15 protein-coding genes are annotated in these 16,016 nt (G+C 71.2%); 9 read left to right on the top strand and 6 right to left on the bottom strand.

Going from position 1 to position 16,016, the window contains the following annotated elements; all coding sequences use genetic code 11:
• The first annotated feature begins 365 nt into the window (after positions 1–365).
• On the top strand, positions 366–1,913 hold the full coding sequence (locus tag ABZ664_RS33065) for an MFS transporter (protein ID WP_362518809.1): 1,548 nt from the start codon (positions 366–368) through the stop codon (positions 1,911–1,913).
• A gap of 79 nt (positions 1,914–1,992) precedes the next feature.
• Complete coding sequence (locus ABZ664_RS33060) at positions 1,993–2,778, top strand: DoxX family protein (protein WP_362518806.1); 786 nt, start codon at positions 1,993–1,995, stop codon at positions 2,776–2,778.
• A 118-nt stretch (positions 2,779–2,896) separates the two neighbouring features.
• Here the strand turns inward: ABZ664_RS33060 and ABZ664_RS33055 are convergent, their stop codons facing one another.
• Positions 2,897–3,244 (bottom strand): helix-turn-helix domain-containing protein, encoded by a 348-nt coding sequence (locus tag ABZ664_RS33055; RefSeq protein WP_362518802.1) that lies wholly within the window; start codon positions 3,242–3,244, stop codon positions 2,897–2,899.
• 41 nt (positions 3,245–3,285) lie between these two features.
• Here ABZ664_RS33055 and ABZ664_RS33050 point away from each other — a divergent pair, with 41 nt between their 5' ends.
• Positions 3,286–3,999, top strand: coding sequence for an NAD(P)-binding domain-containing protein (locus ABZ664_RS33050; RefSeq protein WP_362518797.1), 714 nt, complete (start codon positions 3,286–3,288; stop codon positions 3,997–3,999).
• A gap of 135 nt (positions 4,000–4,134) precedes the next feature.
• Here the strand turns inward: ABZ664_RS33050 and sthA are convergent, their stop codons facing one another.
• From sthA to ABZ664_RS33035, 3 genes are all read right to left on the bottom strand, one after another.
• The gene (gene sthA / locus ABZ664_RS33045) at positions 4,135–5,538 is read right to left on the bottom strand and encodes a Si-specific NAD(P)(+) transhydrogenase (RefSeq protein WP_362518792.1); all 1,404 of its coding nucleotides are present in this window, start codon (positions 5,536–5,538) and stop codon (positions 4,135–4,137) included.
• 313 nt (positions 5,539–5,851) lie between these two features.
• Positions 5,852–6,097, bottom strand: a complete 246-nt coding sequence (locus tag ABZ664_RS33040; protein WP_362518789.1) for a hypothetical protein — start codon at positions 6,095–6,097, stop codon at positions 5,852–5,854.
• A 225-nt stretch (positions 6,098–6,322) separates the two neighbouring features.
• Entirely contained in the window at positions 6,323–9,865 is a 3,543-nt protein-coding gene (locus ABZ664_RS33035) for a serine/threonine-protein kinase (RefSeq protein WP_362518784.1), read from the bottom strand.
• A gap of 74 nt (positions 9,866–9,939) precedes the next feature.
• Here ABZ664_RS33035 and sigJ point away from each other — a divergent pair, with 74 nt between their 5' ends.
• From sigJ to ABZ664_RS33020, 3 genes are all read left to right on the top strand, one after another.
• A complete protein-coding gene (gene sigJ / locus ABZ664_RS33030) occupies positions 9,940–10,833 on the top strand; it encodes an RNA polymerase sigma factor SigJ (protein ID WP_362518779.1) in 894 nt (297 codons plus the stop codon).
• On the top strand, positions 10,830–11,294 hold the full coding sequence (locus ABZ664_RS33025; protein WP_362518775.1) for a carboxymuconolactone decarboxylase family protein: 465 nt from the start codon (positions 10,830–10,832) through the stop codon (positions 11,292–11,294). Before sigJ ends, ABZ664_RS33025 begins: the two co-directional genes overlap by 4 nt.
• 304 nt (positions 11,295–11,598) lie before the next feature.
• A complete protein-coding gene (locus ABZ664_RS33020; protein ID WP_362518772.1) occupies positions 11,599–11,754 on the top strand; it encodes a hypothetical protein in 156 nt (51 codons plus the stop codon).
• 197 nt (positions 11,755–11,951) lie between these two features.
• Here the strand turns inward: ABZ664_RS33020 and ABZ664_RS33015 are convergent, their stop codons facing one another.
• The gene (locus ABZ664_RS33015) at positions 11,952–12,212 is read right to left on the bottom strand and encodes a hypothetical protein (protein ID WP_362518767.1); all 261 of its coding nucleotides are present in this window, start codon (positions 12,210–12,212) and stop codon (positions 11,952–11,954) included.
• A gap of 224 nt (positions 12,213–12,436) precedes the next feature.
• On the bottom strand, positions 12,437–13,114 hold the full coding sequence (locus ABZ664_RS33010) for a GntR family transcriptional regulator (protein ID WP_362518763.1): 678 nt from the start codon (positions 13,112–13,114) through the stop codon (positions 12,437–12,439).
• 127 nt (positions 13,115–13,241) lie between these two features.
• Between ABZ664_RS33010 and ABZ664_RS33005 the strand changes: the two genes are divergently transcribed.
• The 3 genes from ABZ664_RS33005 to ABZ664_RS32995 all read left to right on the top strand — a co-directional run bounded on the left by ABZ664_RS33005 (position 13,242) and on the right by ABZ664_RS32995 (position 16,016).
• Positions 13,242–14,045: an FAD binding domain-containing protein gene (locus tag ABZ664_RS33005; protein ID WP_362518759.1), complete on the top strand. Its 804-nt coding sequence runs from the start codon at positions 13,242–13,244 to the stop codon at positions 14,043–14,045.
• 70 nt (positions 14,046–14,115) lie between these two features.
• Positions 14,116–14,634, top strand: coding sequence for a (2Fe-2S)-binding protein (locus ABZ664_RS33000; RefSeq protein WP_362518756.1), 519 nt, complete (start codon positions 14,116–14,118; stop codon positions 14,632–14,634).
• Positions 14,631–16,016, top strand: coding sequence for a molybdopterin cofactor-binding domain-containing protein (locus ABZ664_RS32995; protein ID WP_362518751.1), 1,386 nt, complete (start codon positions 14,631–14,633; stop codon positions 16,014–16,016). The genes ABZ664_RS33000 and ABZ664_RS32995 overlap by 4 nt, the downstream gene beginning before the upstream one ends.

Raw genomic sequence — 16,016 nt, 5'->3', positions numbered from 1 at the left:
GGAGGGACAGGAACCCGGCCGGGGGCGTTCCCTGACCGGGAACCGACGGGGTCCCGCGGTGGCGGGATCGAGGCGGGATCATCCCCACCGGGCCCGCTCACCACGGCGGCTCACGGGCCTCGCGCTGGCTCCCCACGATCGCCATGGTCGGTGCGAGATCACATTTTGCCTAGATGGCGGTATATGCCTGTATCTCTCTAGAGAGGTCGCTCACAGTGGCCCGAGAACCGCCGAACACCGCCCCACCCAGGGCACAAAACGGACATTCCCCTGTGAATCAATCGCCCAATGCAGCCCCGGGCACTGCCCGGCTTCGCCTAAGCTGCGACGCATGTTCGTCCAGGCCGACAGATCCTGAGCGGCTCATGACCACCGTCATGGCCAGGCGCGCGGACGGCGACCCACGGGCATCAGGGGCCGGCCGGTGGTCGGTCCTCGCCATCCTCTGCTTCAGTCTGCTGCTGATCACGGTGGACGCCACGGTGCTGCACATCGCGGTACCGGCGCTGACGGCCGCCCTTGAGCCGTCCTCCGTGGAGCTGTTGTGGATCATCGACGTCTACTCGCTGATGGTCGCGCCACTGCTGCTCACCTTCGGCACGCTCGGTGACCGCTACGGACGCAAGCGCCTGGTGCTCGCCGGATACCTGGTCTTCGGTGTCGCCTCGGCCGCGGCGGCGTTCGCGCCGACCCCGCTCGCGCTGATCTCCGCACGCGCGCTGCTCGGCCTGGGCGGAGCGATGATCATGCCCGCCACCCTCTCCATCATCCGGCAGGTCTTCACCGACCGGCACGAGCGGGCGATCGCGCTGGGCGTGTGGAGCGCGGTGGCCGCTGCCGGGGCCGCGGTCGGCCCGATCATCGGCGGGGTGCTCGTCGAACACTTCTGGTGGGGCGCCGTCTTCCTGATCAACGTCCCCATCCTGCTGGTCCTGCTGCCCGCCGCGGCCAGGATCCTGCCCGAGTCCCGCAGGCGCACCGGTCAGCCGTGGGACACGCTCAGCGCGGCGCTGTCGGTGCTGGGCATCCTCGGGGTGGCCTTCGGCCTGAAGGAGGCGGGGGCCGGGCATCCGGGCGGGGTGGTGGCGTTCCTGGGCGGGGTCTGGCTGCTGGTGTGGTTCGTCCGCAGGCAGCGCTCACTCGCCGTCCCGTTGCTGGACCTGAGCCTGTTCCGGAGGCGGGCCTTCTGCGCGGGGGTGGGCGGCGTGCTGCTCACGGTCTTCGCCCTGGTCGGGCTGCAGCTCATGCTCGCCCAGTATCTCCAGCTGGTCCTGGGTCACAGCCCGATCCAGGCGGCCGTACGGATGCTCCCCCTCATGATCGCCGCGATCGTGGGCGGTCTGGCCGGGGCACGGCTGCTGCGCTGGTTCGGGCTGCGCGCCACGATGGGCGGCGGGCTGGCACTGACCGCCCTCTCCCTCGCCCCCACCCTGACCTGGCACACCGAGGGACATCCGGTGGCCCTCACGCTCTGTTTCATCGGCATCGGCTTCGGCATCCAGGTCACCCTGCTCGCCGCCTCCGACACGATCATGTCCTCCGCCCCCGAATCCCACGCGGGCGGCGCCGCCGCGATCGAGGAGACCGCCTACGAGCTGGGCGCCGGGCTCGGCGTCGCGGTGCTCGGCACGATCACCACGGCCGTGTACGCCCCCTCGCTGCCCCTGGTCCACGGCGTCGCGCCCGCGATGATGGAGCAGGCCCGCCAGTCACTCGCCTCCGCCGCGCACGTGGCGCGGGAGATCGGCGGTGGTGTGGGAGACGCCCTGCTCGACGCGGCCCGTGTCGCGTTCGTCTCCGGCCTGCACACGACGGTGGCGGTGAGCGTGTTCCTGCTCGCCGCCACCGCTCTGGCCGTGACACTCCTGGTGCCCCGCCGCCCTGTCCGCGAAGAGGGGGACGACCTCTCGTGAGGGGTTTGGGCGGCCTCCGCTCGGTCATCTATCGGTCAAGCATGGGCAGGAACGGGGAATCTAACCAGAATGAGGAACCGTGCGACAAACCCTTCATGATCTTGCTTCCCTGGCCGCCAGACTTGGCGTGGGCGGGATCTTCTTCGCCAACGGCTGGCACAAGCTCGAAGCGGGCCTGAACGCCACCGCCGAGCAGTTCACGAGCCTGGGCGCCTCCGGGCCCTACGTGTGGGCCGCGACCACCATGCTCACGGAACTCATCGGCGGCGCGCTGCTGGTCGCAGGGCTCGCCGTGTCCGCCTGCGGGCTGCTGCTGTTCGCCGAGGCTCTCGCCGTGTTCATCCTGGCCAGCGGCGAGGTGGGCCTGCCGCTCACCGGTGGCGACGCCAAGCTGATCGTGGCCCTTGGCGCCGCCTCCATCCTGCTCGCGGTCGGCGGCGCGGGCCGCCTCTCGGTCGACCACATGGTGGTGATCAAGCGCCGTGAGGCCGAGGCCGCCGAGGACTTCGCCGCCGAGAACGAGGCCGACGACGTCATCGCCTCGCTGCGCGAGCCCGAGACCCATGCGGCGCCCGCCCTCGCCCGGCCCACCTCGGGGAAGAAGCCCGACGAGGGATCCCCGCCCGCCTCGGAGCCGGGGGGATCCACCTCGGAGAGCACCACGGAGAGCACCACGGACACCGCGGAGTTTCCCGCCACCCCCCGTCCTCGTACGCGCACCCGCAAGCCTCCGTCCGGCGCCGCGACGTCCACACCCCCGGCGACCCCCACGACCGTGCCCACACCGGCCGGGCCCCCCGCGCCGGGCAAGACCTCCGACACCCTCGTGGCCGGGAAGAAGGAGCGGCCCTCCACGGGGAGCTGAACAACCCGGGCGCCCGGTCACCCGTCCGGACCTCCGAGGTCCTCGGCGATCCTCCATCGGCCGCGGACGTTCCCTGCCGTCATGCCCGGCCGTTCCTCTCGCGCGGACCGTCACAGCGTCACCCGGTGAGACCCTCGGCACGGTCCTGGGCGTCGAGGACCTCGTCGCCGTGCTCGAAGGCCCACTCGCCGAACGCCCCGATCAGCGGAACCAGCGTCCGGCCCAGGTCGGTGAGCTCGTACTCGACCCTGGGCGGCGCCTCGGCGTAGACCCTGCGGGAGACGAGGCCGTTGTACTCCAGCCTGCGCAGGGTCTCGGTGAGCACCTTCGCGCTGATCCCGCCGATCTCCTCGCGCAGCTCGCCGGGACGCCGGGGACCGGCGCGCAGCGCCCAGACGACGACGGCGTTCCAGGTATTGCCGATCAGGTCGAAGGCGAGCCGGGCACGGCAGTCGGCGAGGAACACGCCGGGTCCTCCAGTCTCTCCGAGACGTTACGCACCGAACGGTGCCCGATGAATTCTCTACCTTCGTCCCACACCAGCAGTCGAGCAGGGGAGGACGGATGCGCATCGGCATCCTCGGGGCGGGCCGCATGGCGGATGCGCTCGGAACGCACTGGGTCCGCGAGGGCCACGAACTGACGGTGAGCGGCCGGGACCCGGCCAAGGCCGCCGCCCTGGCGGGCAGGCTCGGGCCCACCGCGCGGGCGGGGACCTGGGAGGAGGCGGCCGTTTTTGGCGAAGTGACGCTGCTCGCCGTTCGAGACTACGCCGTGACCGAGGTCCTGGAGTCCGCAGGAGCCGCACGGGGGACGCTGGACGGACGGGTACTCGCCGACTGCGTCAACCCCGTCGTCCAGGGACGCTTCACCCTCGCCACCGAGGGCGGTCCCTCGATGGCGCGACGTGTCGCGGAAAGCACCGGCGCACACGTCGTCAAGGCGTTCAACCTGTGCCACGAGGACGTCTGGCGGATGACGCCGCCCGCCTTCGACGGCGTCCCGCTCGCGGTGCCTCTCTGCGGCGACGACCCCGCCGCGCTGGCCGCCGTACGCTCCCTCGTCACCGATCTCGGATGCGAGCCCGTCGACGGCGGCGGTCTGGAACGCGCGGGTCTGCTGGAGGCGACCGCGGCGTTCATGATCGGCCTGTGGGTCGGCGGCGCGGACGCCCGGGCGGTGCTGCCACCCCTGAGGTACGCCTTCGGCGACCCCGGCTGACCGCGATCGAACCGATCGCCATCGGGAAGCGCGACATTCCCGCCTGATGGGAAGCACGGTGAGGAGCACGGCGCCCGGGCGACCCGCGTCCCTCGCTCGGCCTCGTCGCGCTCCCCCGCGACCGATTCCGACCGATCAGATCTCGAAACGGGCCACGCGGCGGAGTTTGTTCATGGCGTCCAGTGCGGCGACCTTGTAGGACTCGGCGAGGGTGGGGTAGTTGAAGACGGCGTCGACCAGATAGTCGATGGTGCCACCGCAGCCCATGACGGCCTGGCCGATGTGGATGAGCTCGGTGGCGCCGGTGCCGAAGACGTGCACACCGAGCAGGGCGCGGGTCTCCGGGGAGACCAGGAGCTTCAGCATGCCGTACGTGTCGCCGATGATCTGGCCCCTGGCCAGCTCGCGGTAACGGGCGATGCCGACCTCGAAGGGGACGTGGGAGGCGGTCAGCTCGTCCTCGGTGGGGCCGATGAAGCTGATCTCGGGGATGGTGTAGATGCCGATCGGCTGCAGGTGGTGGATGCCGCCCAGCGGCTCGCCGCAGGCGTGGTGGGCGGCGATGCGGCCCTGCTCCATGGAGGTGGCCGCTAGCGAGGGAAACCCGATGACGTCACCGACGGCGTAGATGTGCGGCACGGCGGTGCGGTAGTGCTCGTCGACCTGGATGCGTCCCCGGGCGTCGGCGGCCAGCTCCGCGGCCCCCAGGGCGAGTTCGTCGGTCATGCCGTGGCGTCCGGCCGAGTACATCACCGTCTCGGCGGGGATCCGCTTGCCGCTCTCCAGCACGGTCAGCGCGCCCCGGGAGCGGCGCTCCACCGCGGCGACGGTCTCGCCGAAGCGGAAGGTCACCGCCAGGTCGCGCAGGTGGTACTTGAGCGCCTCGACGATCTCCAGGTCGCAGAAGTCGAGCATCCGGTCGCGGCGCTCGACCACGGTCACCTTGGTGCCCAGGGCGGCGAACATGGAGGCGTACTCGATGCCGATCACCCCGGCTCCCACGACCACCATCGAGTCCGGGATGTCCTGCAGTTGCAGGATGCCGTCCGAGTCGATGATGGTGTGGCCGTCGAACTCCACGGTGTCGGGACGGGCGGGCCTGGTGCCCGTGGCGATGACGATCTTGTCGGCGGTGACCTTGGTCTCGTGGCCGTGCTCGTCGACGACGCCGACCGTGTGCGGATCCACGAAGTGGCCGTGCCCGTTGAGCATCGTCACGTGGTTGCGCGACAGCTGGCTGCGGATCACGTCGATCTCCCGGCCGATCACGTGCTGGGTGCGGATCCCCAGGTCCGCCGCGGTGATCTCGTCCTTCACCCGGTAGCTCTGGCCGTACATACCCCGCTGGTTGAGACCGGTCAGGTGCAGCACGGCCTCACGCAGCGTCTTGGAGGGGATGGTGCCGGTGTTGATGCACACCCCGCCGAGCATGTTGCGCCGCTCGACGAGCGCGACACGCCGTTCGAGTTTCGCCGCGGCGATCGCGGCTTTCTGTCCACCCGGCCCGGAACCAAGAACAAGGACATCAAAATCCCTCATAGGCCCCAGTGTGCAGGCAGGAGACGGTCTCAGCCAGACTCACGGAATACCAGATCATGGCAGTCTCGTTAATACCGCCTCACACCGCCGTGCGACTGTAATATCCCCAGCGTCCGCGGAGCGGTACGCGCCGTCACCGCGCGCCGGACCGGGACCGCGGCGCGGCGGCGCCCGTCGTCACCCGCCGTCACCGCGCGTCGAACCCGAGCCGCGACGGCACCGTCACCGCGTGGCGCCACGCACCGTCATAGAGCATCACAAACCGTCACGGCACGCCGACCGGGATCGTGACGCGTCGCCGACCTCTCGCGACTCACACCTGCGCGCCGACCCTGTCGACGATCCTGTCCGCCCCCTCCTTGCGCGCGCAGTGGGCGCAGCAGAACCAGCGCCGGTCGGCCTCGACGCCGTGCCCGACGATGCGGACCCCGCAGTGCTCGCAGATCGGCGCCATCCGCTGGATCGCGCACTCGAAGCTGTCGAAGACGTGCACCGTGCCCTGAGCGTGCACCTCGAAGCTCATGTCATAGTCGTTTCCGCACATTTCACAGGTCGCCATGTTTCCCCCCGAAAACTCGTGGCTTTTCCGGTGAGGGTCCTACCCAGGTATCCGCAGGTCAGACAACCCGTGTCGCCGCGACCGTCCTCGCGGGCGAGGCGCGACACCACAGGCATGACAGGCATCGCCGAAACCTCCGCACCGGCCGCCCCGGGCCGCCCACGACCGGCTCCCTACCGATCTCGTACGGTCCGCGACGCGCTCTGAGAAGACCCTCTTCAGGCTTCAGGCGGGACAGACGTCCCGGTAGGCCAGCTCCCCCAGGTAGGTGCGCCACTCCTCGCGCGACAGGGTGCGGCCCGCACGCTCGCAGACCGCCCGCGTCACCGCCTGCGGCTCGACCGGATACTCGCTCAGGGTGCCGGCCTCGTCGACGGCGATCAGCCGGGCACCGTCGGGGCTGAACGTCAGCGCCCGCAGGTCGCCGGTCTGGGCGACGATCGGCTGGCCGAGGCGGCGCCCGGTCTCGACGTCCCATATCCCCACCGACCGCGCGGTCACCGCCGCGGCGATGAGGTCACCGCGGGGCGAGTACGTCAGGTTGGCCCCCGTTCCCGATCCGCCCCGGATCACGGCGCCCACCCGCTTCCTGCCCCGGGTCTCCAGCACCGAGATCCGTCCCACCTGGTCGGCGACGGCGAAGCGGTCACCCTTCCGGTCGAAGGCGAGCGCGATCGCCGGGATGCTCGCGGTGGGCGAGCCGTAGGTGTCTCCGAACGGCTCGCCGGTGCCCGCGTCCAGCAACCGGTGCTCACCGCCCACGACCGCGAGCGCCCTGCCGTCCGGGGTGAACACCAACCCGTCGGCGATGCCCTGGGGCCGCGACCAGCGGAGCCGGCCGCTGGGCACGTCCCAGACGTGGATCTCCCCCTCCGGCTCCACCCCGGAGTCGTAGTAAAGGGTGTACGAGGCCACAGCGGTGCCGTCGGCACTGATCGCCACGGCGGGCACCTGGCCGTCGCGGGCGAGGGTGACGGTGGTGATCCGCTTGAAGGTGGAGGTGTCCCAGACGGTCAGCCGGGAGCTCTCCCCACCGTTGTTGACCACCAGCCGCCCACCGTCGGCGCTGAAGAGCATCGCGAAGTAGTTGTCCGCACCGCCGGGTCCGATCTTCAGCGAGCCCACGCGTGCGCGACGGCGGACGTCCCGGATCACGACCTCGCTCGCCCCGTCCGCCCTGGAGGCGAGGAACCGCCCGCCTGGGCTGAATGCCGCCCAGCGGGTCCCCGGGCCCTTCAGCGTGACGGGCCTGGTCAGCGCGGAGACGTCGAGGCTCGTCACCGAGTCCTCCGCGAGGTAGCGCAGGGTGCGCCCGTCCGGGTCGAAGGCCACCACCGGGTCGTAGGCGTCGATCCTCTGGGTGAGCAGCAGCCTGCCGTCCTCGACCCGCCAGAGCCGCAGGGCCGTGTCGACCGCCGTGGCCAGGAAGCGCCCGTCGGGACTGAAGACGATTTCGCCGGTCGCCCCCTCCTCGAAGAGCCTGTCCAGCTTCACCCCGGTGGACGCGTCGCGTAGCTCGACGGTCCTGCCCTTGGCGAAGGCGATGGTCGCGCCGTCGGGGCTGTAGGCCAAACTTCTCCGCCCGCAGACGTTGCAGCGGCTCCCCAGCGGAACCTTGCGCAGACCGTCGAGGGTGAAGGCCGACACATCGCCGTTGAGGTCGGCGGTCGCGAACCCGCGCCCGTCCGCCGAGATGTCGCTGCCGATGGCTCCCACGACCGGGGAGTGCCTCTGGCCGGTCACGACGTTCCAGACGATGAACCCCTCCCCCTGCCCGACCATGAGCCAGTCCTCCGACTGCCCGAAGGACGCGGTGGTGTCGCCGCCCGCGTTCCTGCCCTGGACCTCCATGGCGGCGCCCGTCGGCCTGCCGGTCCGCATGTCCCAGATCCTCAGCCTCAGGCCGCTGATCACGGCGAGCCGGCCGCCTCGCGGGCTCAACGCGATCCCGCGCAGGTCGCCGCCGATCCCGGCGAAGCCCCCGGCGCGCCTGCCGGTCCGCACGTCCCAGACACGCACCTCGCCGTCGCTCACGCTGACGAGCGTGCGCCCGTCGGCGCTCAGCGCCCTGAGGGTCTGTATCCCCGTGGCCGGGTCGTGGAAGGCGGCGGACTCCCGCTGGGTCAGTGATCCGGTCAGGCTCGCCCTCGCCTCGGTCACCGGGGCCAGCCTCCAGGCGGCCACGCTGAGCAGCATCGCCGTGACCGGCTCCGAGCTGCGGAGCGTGTCGGCCGTCGCGGCGAGCCTGGCGGCCGTCGCCTGGTCGCGCTGGGAGGCGATGACGGCGCTGCGCGCGTCGGCCACCCTGCCCTGCCACACGGCGAACGCCCCGGCGGCCAGCGCGACGACGAGCAGCACGGCCAGCGTGCCGGAGAGCACCCTGCCCCTGCGTGCCCGGTGCCGGGTGAGAGCGGCACCGGCCTCCAGGAAGTCACGCTCGACCGGGCTGAGCGTGATGTTGCGGCGCCCGGTGGCCGCCCAGCGCATCGCGTTCTCCAGGCTGCCGCCCTGGAACAGGTCTCCGTCCCTGCGTCCCTGAACCTGCCAGCGCCGTGCGGCGGTGAGGATGCCCCGGTGCACGGCCAGGCCGTCCAGGTTGGCCTGGACCCACCCGCGCAGCCTGGGCCAGGCCTGCGGCAGCGCGGGCCGCGACAGCCAGATCTCCCGGTCGTCGTGAGCCAGCAGGTACGCGAAGACCTCCACCAGGCGCCGTACGGCGGCGGCCTCCCCCTCCTCGCGCCCGTCGAGAAGCTCGCCCCACTGCGCACGGCGTACGACGAGCTGGTCGTCGTCGGTCACGGTGACCAGCCGCAGGAAGATCTCGGGGGCGAGCTCCCGCTCGGCGGGGCCGAGCGCGGCGTAGGCGTCCTCGGCGAGGGTGCCGAGCGCGGGGTCCGTCGAGGTCGCACGGATCTGGGACCCGGCGTCGCTGCCCACCGCGAGCAGCCTCGGGGTGTCGAAGGCCCTGTCGCCGCTGACCAGGGCGAGCAGCAGGTCCCTCGCGGTTGGCCTGGTCTCGGGGTCCTTGGCGAGCGAGGCCGCGACGAACGGCCGCAGGTGCTCGGGAAGCATGTCCAGCTGGGGCTGCACCGACAGCACGCGGTGCATGACCCCGCCCAAACTCTCCGCCCGGAACGGGTCGGCGCCCGTCGCGGCGAAGACCATGATCCCGCCCCAGGCGAAGACGTCGACGGCCGCGGTCGCGCGCAGGCCCATGAAGATCTCGGGGGCCATGTAGGTCGGGGTGCCCGCCACCATGCCGGTCGCGGTCAGCGACATGTCCTCGGTGCGGGCGACGCCGAAGTCGATCACCCGCGGGCCGTCTGGGCCGAGCAGCACGTTGTCGGGTTTCAGGTCGCGGTGGACGACCCCCGCCTCGTGGACGGCGGTGAGCGCGGTGGCGATCGCGGTCGCGAGACGGTGCAGGTCGCCCCCGGTGAAGCGGCGCCCCTCGGCGACGGCCCTGCGCAGGCTGGGCCCTTCCACGTACTCGCTGACGATGTACGGCCTGGGCCCGTCGAGATCGGCGTCCAGCACGCCCGCCGTGCAGAAGGAGGCCACCCGGCGGGCGGCGGCGGCCTCGCGGCCGAACCGGTCGCGCAGCTCGGGGTCGGTCCCCGCGTCACCGTGCAGGACCTTCACCGCGACGCGCGTGCCCTCGGCGTCGTACGCCTCGTAGACCACGCCCTGGCCGCCCGCGCCCAGCCGCCCGGCCAGCCAGTAGCCGCCCAGCCGCTGCGGGTCACCGTCGATAAGTGCCGTACTCAACTCACGCTCCGTTCTCCGGTGGATTGGACGCCCCGGAGGACGGCGAGATTCGGGCGATGTCACAGACTCGGGACATGTCTCGTCCTCCTTACGTGAACGGTGACGAAGCTCTCGCGACAGAGTTCGATGCCATCCGGCCACGGCTGGTCGGCGTGGCCTACGGCCTGCTCGGCAGCGTCGACGAGGCCGAGGACGTGGTCCAGGATGCCTGGTTCCGGCTGGGCAGGGCGGAGCGTTCGGAGATCGGCGACGTGACGGGCTGGCTGGTGGTCACAGTATCGAGACTCGCGCTGGACGTACTGCGTTCGGCGCGCGTACGGCGCGAGGAGTATGTCGGGCCGTGGCTGCCGGAGCCGGTGGTCGGCGAGGGCGACCCCGCCGACAGGGTGACCCTGGACGAGTCGATGAGCATGGCGATGCTGGTGGTGCTGGAGTCGCTCAGCCCCGCCGAACGCACCGCCTTCGTCCTGCACGACGTGTTCGGGCTGCCGTTCGGGGAGGTCGCGCGCGCGGTCGGGCGCTCGGCCGCCGCGTGCCGGCAACTCGCCGCCCGCGCCCGGGGGCACGTCGCGGCGCGGGCGCCCCGCTTCGAGGTCGACGAGGCCGAGCACCGCAGGGTGGTCGAGGCGTTCGCGCAGGTCATCCGAGGCGGGGACGGCGACGGTGACATCGACACGCTGATGACGCTGCTCGATCCCGACGTGGTGCTGCGCAGCGACGGCGGCGGGGTGGTGGGGGCGGCGAGGCGTCCTGTCCACGGCTCCGAGCGGGTCGCCCGCTTCCTGCTCGGCATCGCCAGGAGGATCGGCCGCGCCGACAGGCTGGCCGTGACCACGGTCAACGGCCGGGCCGGGCTGTTGCGAACGTCGGAGGGCGGGCTCGCCGTCTACGGGCTGACCGTCTCCGAGGGCCGGATCACCGGGATCGACATCGTGAGAAACCCGGAGAAACTAAGGAGCGTCCGATGAAGCAGCGGATGAACATCAGCGAACTCGCCCCCGATGCCTACCGGGCCATGCAGGGGCTGGAGAAATACCTGGCCGGCAGCGGGCTGCCCTACGCCACGAAGGAACTGGTCAAGATACGGGTCAGCCAGATCAACGGCTGCGCCTTCTGCGTCGACATGCACGCCCACGACGCCAAGGCGGCCGGGGAGAGTGACGAGCGGCTGTTCTCCGTGGTGGCCTGGCGGGAGGCGCCCTTCTTCAGTGACGCCGAGCGGGCGGCCCTCGCCCTGGCCGAGGAGGCCACCCTGCTCGCCGTCCACGGTGAGAGGGTGCCGGACGCTGTGTGGGAGGAGGCCGCCAGGCACTACGAGCCCGAGGTACTGGCCGCGCTGGTCGTGACGATCTCGACGATCAACGCGTGGAACCGGATCGTCGTCACCACCCGCGCCGTTCCGGGGACTCTGCGTAGCCAAAGCGGTTGATCGGGAGGGGTGGGGCGCACTAGGTTTGGCTCGCACGGTTGCCCGTGCGAGCCGGACGCGTGAGCGTCCGGCGGATCGGTGTCACAGGACGCGGAGCACGGCGAGCCAGGGAAGGGGACGGATCATGCGGCGACCCACTCGGATCATCCGGTGCCGCCCCGCCCGCACCCCGGGCCTGGATCCGCGACCTCCCTCAGGGCACCCCTGTTGACCTGGTCTTTACGGCAGCCTTATGCGGCGATCTGTAGATACTTCTCATAACGGAACCATCACGCCGGGGGGCTCAATGAAGAGACTTGTGGTCGTGCCACCATATGTCGCGCGGCTGAAGATCAGGGACATTCGTTCCGTGACACGCCGTGGCGCGACCGGTGACGCCAAGGTCGTCGACCTCAGCGCCTACACGGGCCGCAACGTCCTGCGTTTTCCGCGGACGAGCGGTCCCACGTCCGCCGCCTGACCCCCATCGACGACGGACGACCCCACGTCCGGCCTCCTCGCGAAAGACCCGCCACGGCGGGTCTTTCTTCGTTTCCCCCGTTCGGACCGGTCGGCACCTTCGCCCTGGACGAGGGCTTTCCCCGCGCGTCCGCCCGCACGGGGAAAGGCCTTTCGCCGGGAAGTTGCCCGGAGGTGGTCTCCGGGAAGCCTCGATCACTACTTCCCTTCGGGGTCCTCCGGCGTCTGCGACAGCGCGCTCGCCGCGGCGGACTTCTCCGCGTCGCCCCGCTCAGGGTCCGACAGCGTTCTGGACGAGGCCGACGCCGCCTCGGAACCGGTCTCCCCCTGGCTCTCCGGGGCCTGCGACAGCGCGCTGGCGGCAGCGGCCTTCTCCTCCTCGGTCGCGTTGGGATCGGTCAGCGTCCTGGCCGCGGCCGACGCCGCCTCGGAGCCGGTCTGTCCGGAGTTGCTCGTCACGATCTCACCTTTCCTCGAACCGTATCCGCGTCCCTCGCATCCCGGCCCCGGCGGTGGGGTCGAGCGGCTCAACGCACCGCGTGCGACCTCGCCGTTCGTCCGCGACGGGCGCCGACCTCTCACAAGGGTCGGGTTCCTGCCGTTCCGGCCGGTGATGACGACAGCCCAGCCCGGCTACCCCGGTCGCCGGGTTCCAACCGTGCACGCCTCGAACGCGCGGGGACTCAGCCGGCGGCGGTGTCGCGGACCCGGCCGTGGGCGTCGTGCGGGAGGTCGGCGTAGTGCCACTGGTGGTCGCGGGCGTGTTTGCAGGCCGTCTCCAGGTCGCCGCGCTCGATCACCGCGAGCAGCTCGGCGTGGTCGCGGGCGATCTCGTCGAGGTTCACGCCGGTCGCGAGCATCGTGACCGAGGTGCGCGCCTCGATCTGCAGCCCCTCCCAGGAGAGCCTGAGCAGCTCGTTGCGAGAGGCCTCGACGATGCGCCGGTGGAAGGACACGCTCGCTCGCATGGACGTCTCGCCGTCACCTTCCGCGGCGGCGGCGCGCATCGCCTCCACGTCCGATGTGAGCGCCTCCAGCGGGACGGTCCCGGCGAGCAGGGCCAGGCGGATCGCCGTCTCCTCCAGCGCGGCCCGCACGACGTAGCTCTCCCTGAGCGTCTCGTGGACGAAGGGCCGCACGAAGGTGCCCCTTCGTGGCTGGGTCTCCACCAGCCGCATGACCTCCAGCTCGCGCAGCGCCTCGCGGACGGGGGCCTGGCTCGTGCCGTACGTCGCCGCGAGGCGCGTCTCCACCAGCCGCTCACCGGGTCCGAGCCGGCCGGAGACGATCCGGCTGACCAGTGAGTCGCGGATCTGCCGCGACAACGTCAGCCTCGGCAGCTTGGAGGGCTCCTCGGTCATGGAGCGCATCCTACCGAGCATCGATTCTCGCTCATCGATCTCCTCTTGACTCCGGGACGACACCCAGCTTACGGTGCCGATAATCAATTATCGATAATTAACCCATTCGTAACGCAGGGGGCCGGACATGATGATCCAGGCAGTCCACGTGCCCGAGTCCGCGGAGGCCGTGGCGGTCCACTCGGCGAGGGGCGGCCAGATCATGGGCGGCGGCACCGTCGTGATGCCGTTGGTCAGCGGCGGAGCCGCGCCCGGGAGCGAGCTGATCAGCCTGCGCCGGGCCGGACTCGCGGGGATCGAGGTCCGCGACGGCCTGGCCAGGATCGGCGCGGCGGCCCCCCTGTCCTCCGTCGAGGAGCATCCCGGCCTCGGTTTCCTGCGCCCGGCGATGCGCAGCATCGCCTCCCCCACGATCCGCAACCTGGCGACCGTGGGCGGCAACCTGTTCGTCGCGCAGCCGTACGGCGACCTCGCCGTCTGCCTGCTCGCCCTCGACGCGGTGTGCGAGATCGCAGGTCCCGGCGGGCGGCGCGAGGCCCCGGTGGCCGACGTGCTCACCTCGGGAGTCGGCCACGGCGAGTTCGTCACGGCGGTGGTGACGGCACTGCCGGAACCGGGAACCTGGTACTACCACAAGGCCATGCGCCGCAGGCTGAACTCGGCCTCCATCGTGACCGTCGCGTCCGTGACCCGGACCGAGGACGGCGTGGTGACCTCGACCACGATCGCCCTCGGCGGCGTCGCCCCGCGCCCGGTACGCGCGGTCTCGGCCGAGCGGCTGCTGCTGGGCCGCCCGCTGAGCCCCGAGGTCCTGACCGAGGCCGGAGAGGCCGCCCGCTCCGACGTGGCCCCCTTCGACGACGCCTACGCCAGTGCCTGGTACCGGGCGCGTGTCCTGCCCGTGCACCTGCGCCGGGCCTTCACCGGCTAGCGGTCCCACCGCGTCCACCAGTACCCCTCACCTCCTGAAAAGCCCGCCCACCCCCAGAAAGGGCCGGACAATGTCGTCACAGATCGTCTCGCTCGTCGTCAACGGCGAGTCCCGGGAGTTCATCGCCAAACCGGGCACCACACTCCTGGCGGTCCTGCGCGACTCGCTGGGGCTCACCGCGGCCAAGCGCGGCTGCGCGCAGGGAAGCTGCGGCACCTGCACCGTGCTCGTCGACGACCGGCCGGTGACGGCGTGCCTGATCGCCGTGGAAACGGTCTCGGGAGCCTCGGTCCGCACCCTTGAGGGGGTGGCCGCGGGCGGAGACCTCGACGAGGTGCAGAGCGCCTTCGTCGACAACTTCGCCACCCAGTGCGGCTTCTGCACAGCGGGCATGATCATGGTCGCCGAGGCCCTGCTGGACCGCGACCCGGATCCGAGCCAGGAGGACGTGGCCGAGGCGATCTCGGGCAACGTCTGCCGGTGCACCGGCTACCAGCCCATCATGATCGCCATCCTGGACGCGGCCAGACGCAGGCGCGGGGAGTCCCAGAAGCCGGTACCGGCCTCGGAAGAGACGGTGTCGCGATGACCTACCGGCTCGCCCCCATCGACAAGGGCTCATTCGCCGCCGAGCGCGAGGACGACTTCACCGTCATCGGCTCGGTCGTCCAGCGCTCCGACGCGCTGGGGCACGTCACCGGCAGGACCGAGTTCTTCGAGGACGTCGCCCCGCCGGGGATGCTGCACCTGAAGATGCACCGTTCGGCCCGCCACCACGCCAGGATCAGGGGCGTCGACCTGACCGGCGCCCTCGAAGTGCCCGGCGTCACCCGGATCCTCACCCACGCCGACATCCCGAACAACCTCTACACCCCGCTGAAGCTGATCGGCGTCGGGCCGGACGACGAGCCGATCCTCGCCGTGGACAAGGTCCGCTACCTCGGCGAGCCGATCTGCGCGGTGGTCGCCGAGTCCGAGGCCGCGGCCCTGGAGGGCGTGGCCAGGATCAGGGTCGACTACGAGGACCTGCCCGCGGTCTTCGACGTCGAGGAGGCCCTGGCGGAGGGGGCGCCACTGGTCAACGAGTACCACGGCCGCAACTTCTTCACGTACGAGGGACACCACTGCCGGCGGATCCGGTTCGGCGACGTGGAGAGGGCGTTCGCGCAGGCCGACCACGTCTTCGAGTGGCGCTACGAGTCCGCGCCGATCGAGCAGGCTCCCGCCGAGACCACCGGCTGCGTGGTGGTCCCGCAGGCGGACGGCCGGTTGCGCATCCACTCCGACACCCAGGCGTGCTTCTTCACCCTCGACAACACCGCGCTCATCCTCCAGACCCCGTTCAACAAGCTGCGCATCGTCGGCGGGACGGTCGGCGGAGGCTTCGGCGGCAAGGTCGACGTCGTCGTCGAGCCGGTCGCGTGCGTGGCCGCCATGACGACCGGTCGCCCGGTCAAGTTCGTCTACGGCAGGTACGAGGAGATGCAGGTCTCCTCGCCGCGCGCCGCCGAGCGCATCTACATCAAGGACGCCGTGATGGGCGACGGCCGGATCATCGGCCGCAAGGTCACGCTGTACGTCGACTCAGGCGCCTACGCACGGCACACCCCGTACGGCACCACCAAGGCCGCGGCCCACCTGCCGGGACCGTACTCGATCCCGAACGTGTGGGCCGACTGCCACTGCGTGTTCACCAACCGCACGCCCTCCAGCGCGATGCGCGGGTTCGGCGTGACCATCGGCGACTTCGCGCTGGAGTCGCAGATGGACCGGATCGCGAGGGCCCTTTCGATGGACCCGCTGCGGCTGCGCCTGCTCAACGCCTATCGCGACGGCGACCTCAAGGCCCACCGCAAGGTCGCCGAGGGCACGGCACTGGTCGAAGTGATCCAGAAGGCCGCGGAGATGTCCGGGCACGAACTGCCCGAGGCGTACCGCCGGATGTCCTCGACGACACGAGAGGGGCTGTAG

It is taken from the genome of Streptosporangium sp. NPDC006930 (assembly GCF_040635605.1).
GTDB lineage: Bacteria > Actinomycetota > Actinomycetes > Streptosporangiales > Streptosporangiaceae > Streptosporangium.
Note: the sequence above shows the minus strand (reverse complement) of the source record. Positions and strands in the feature narration are given on the sequence as shown.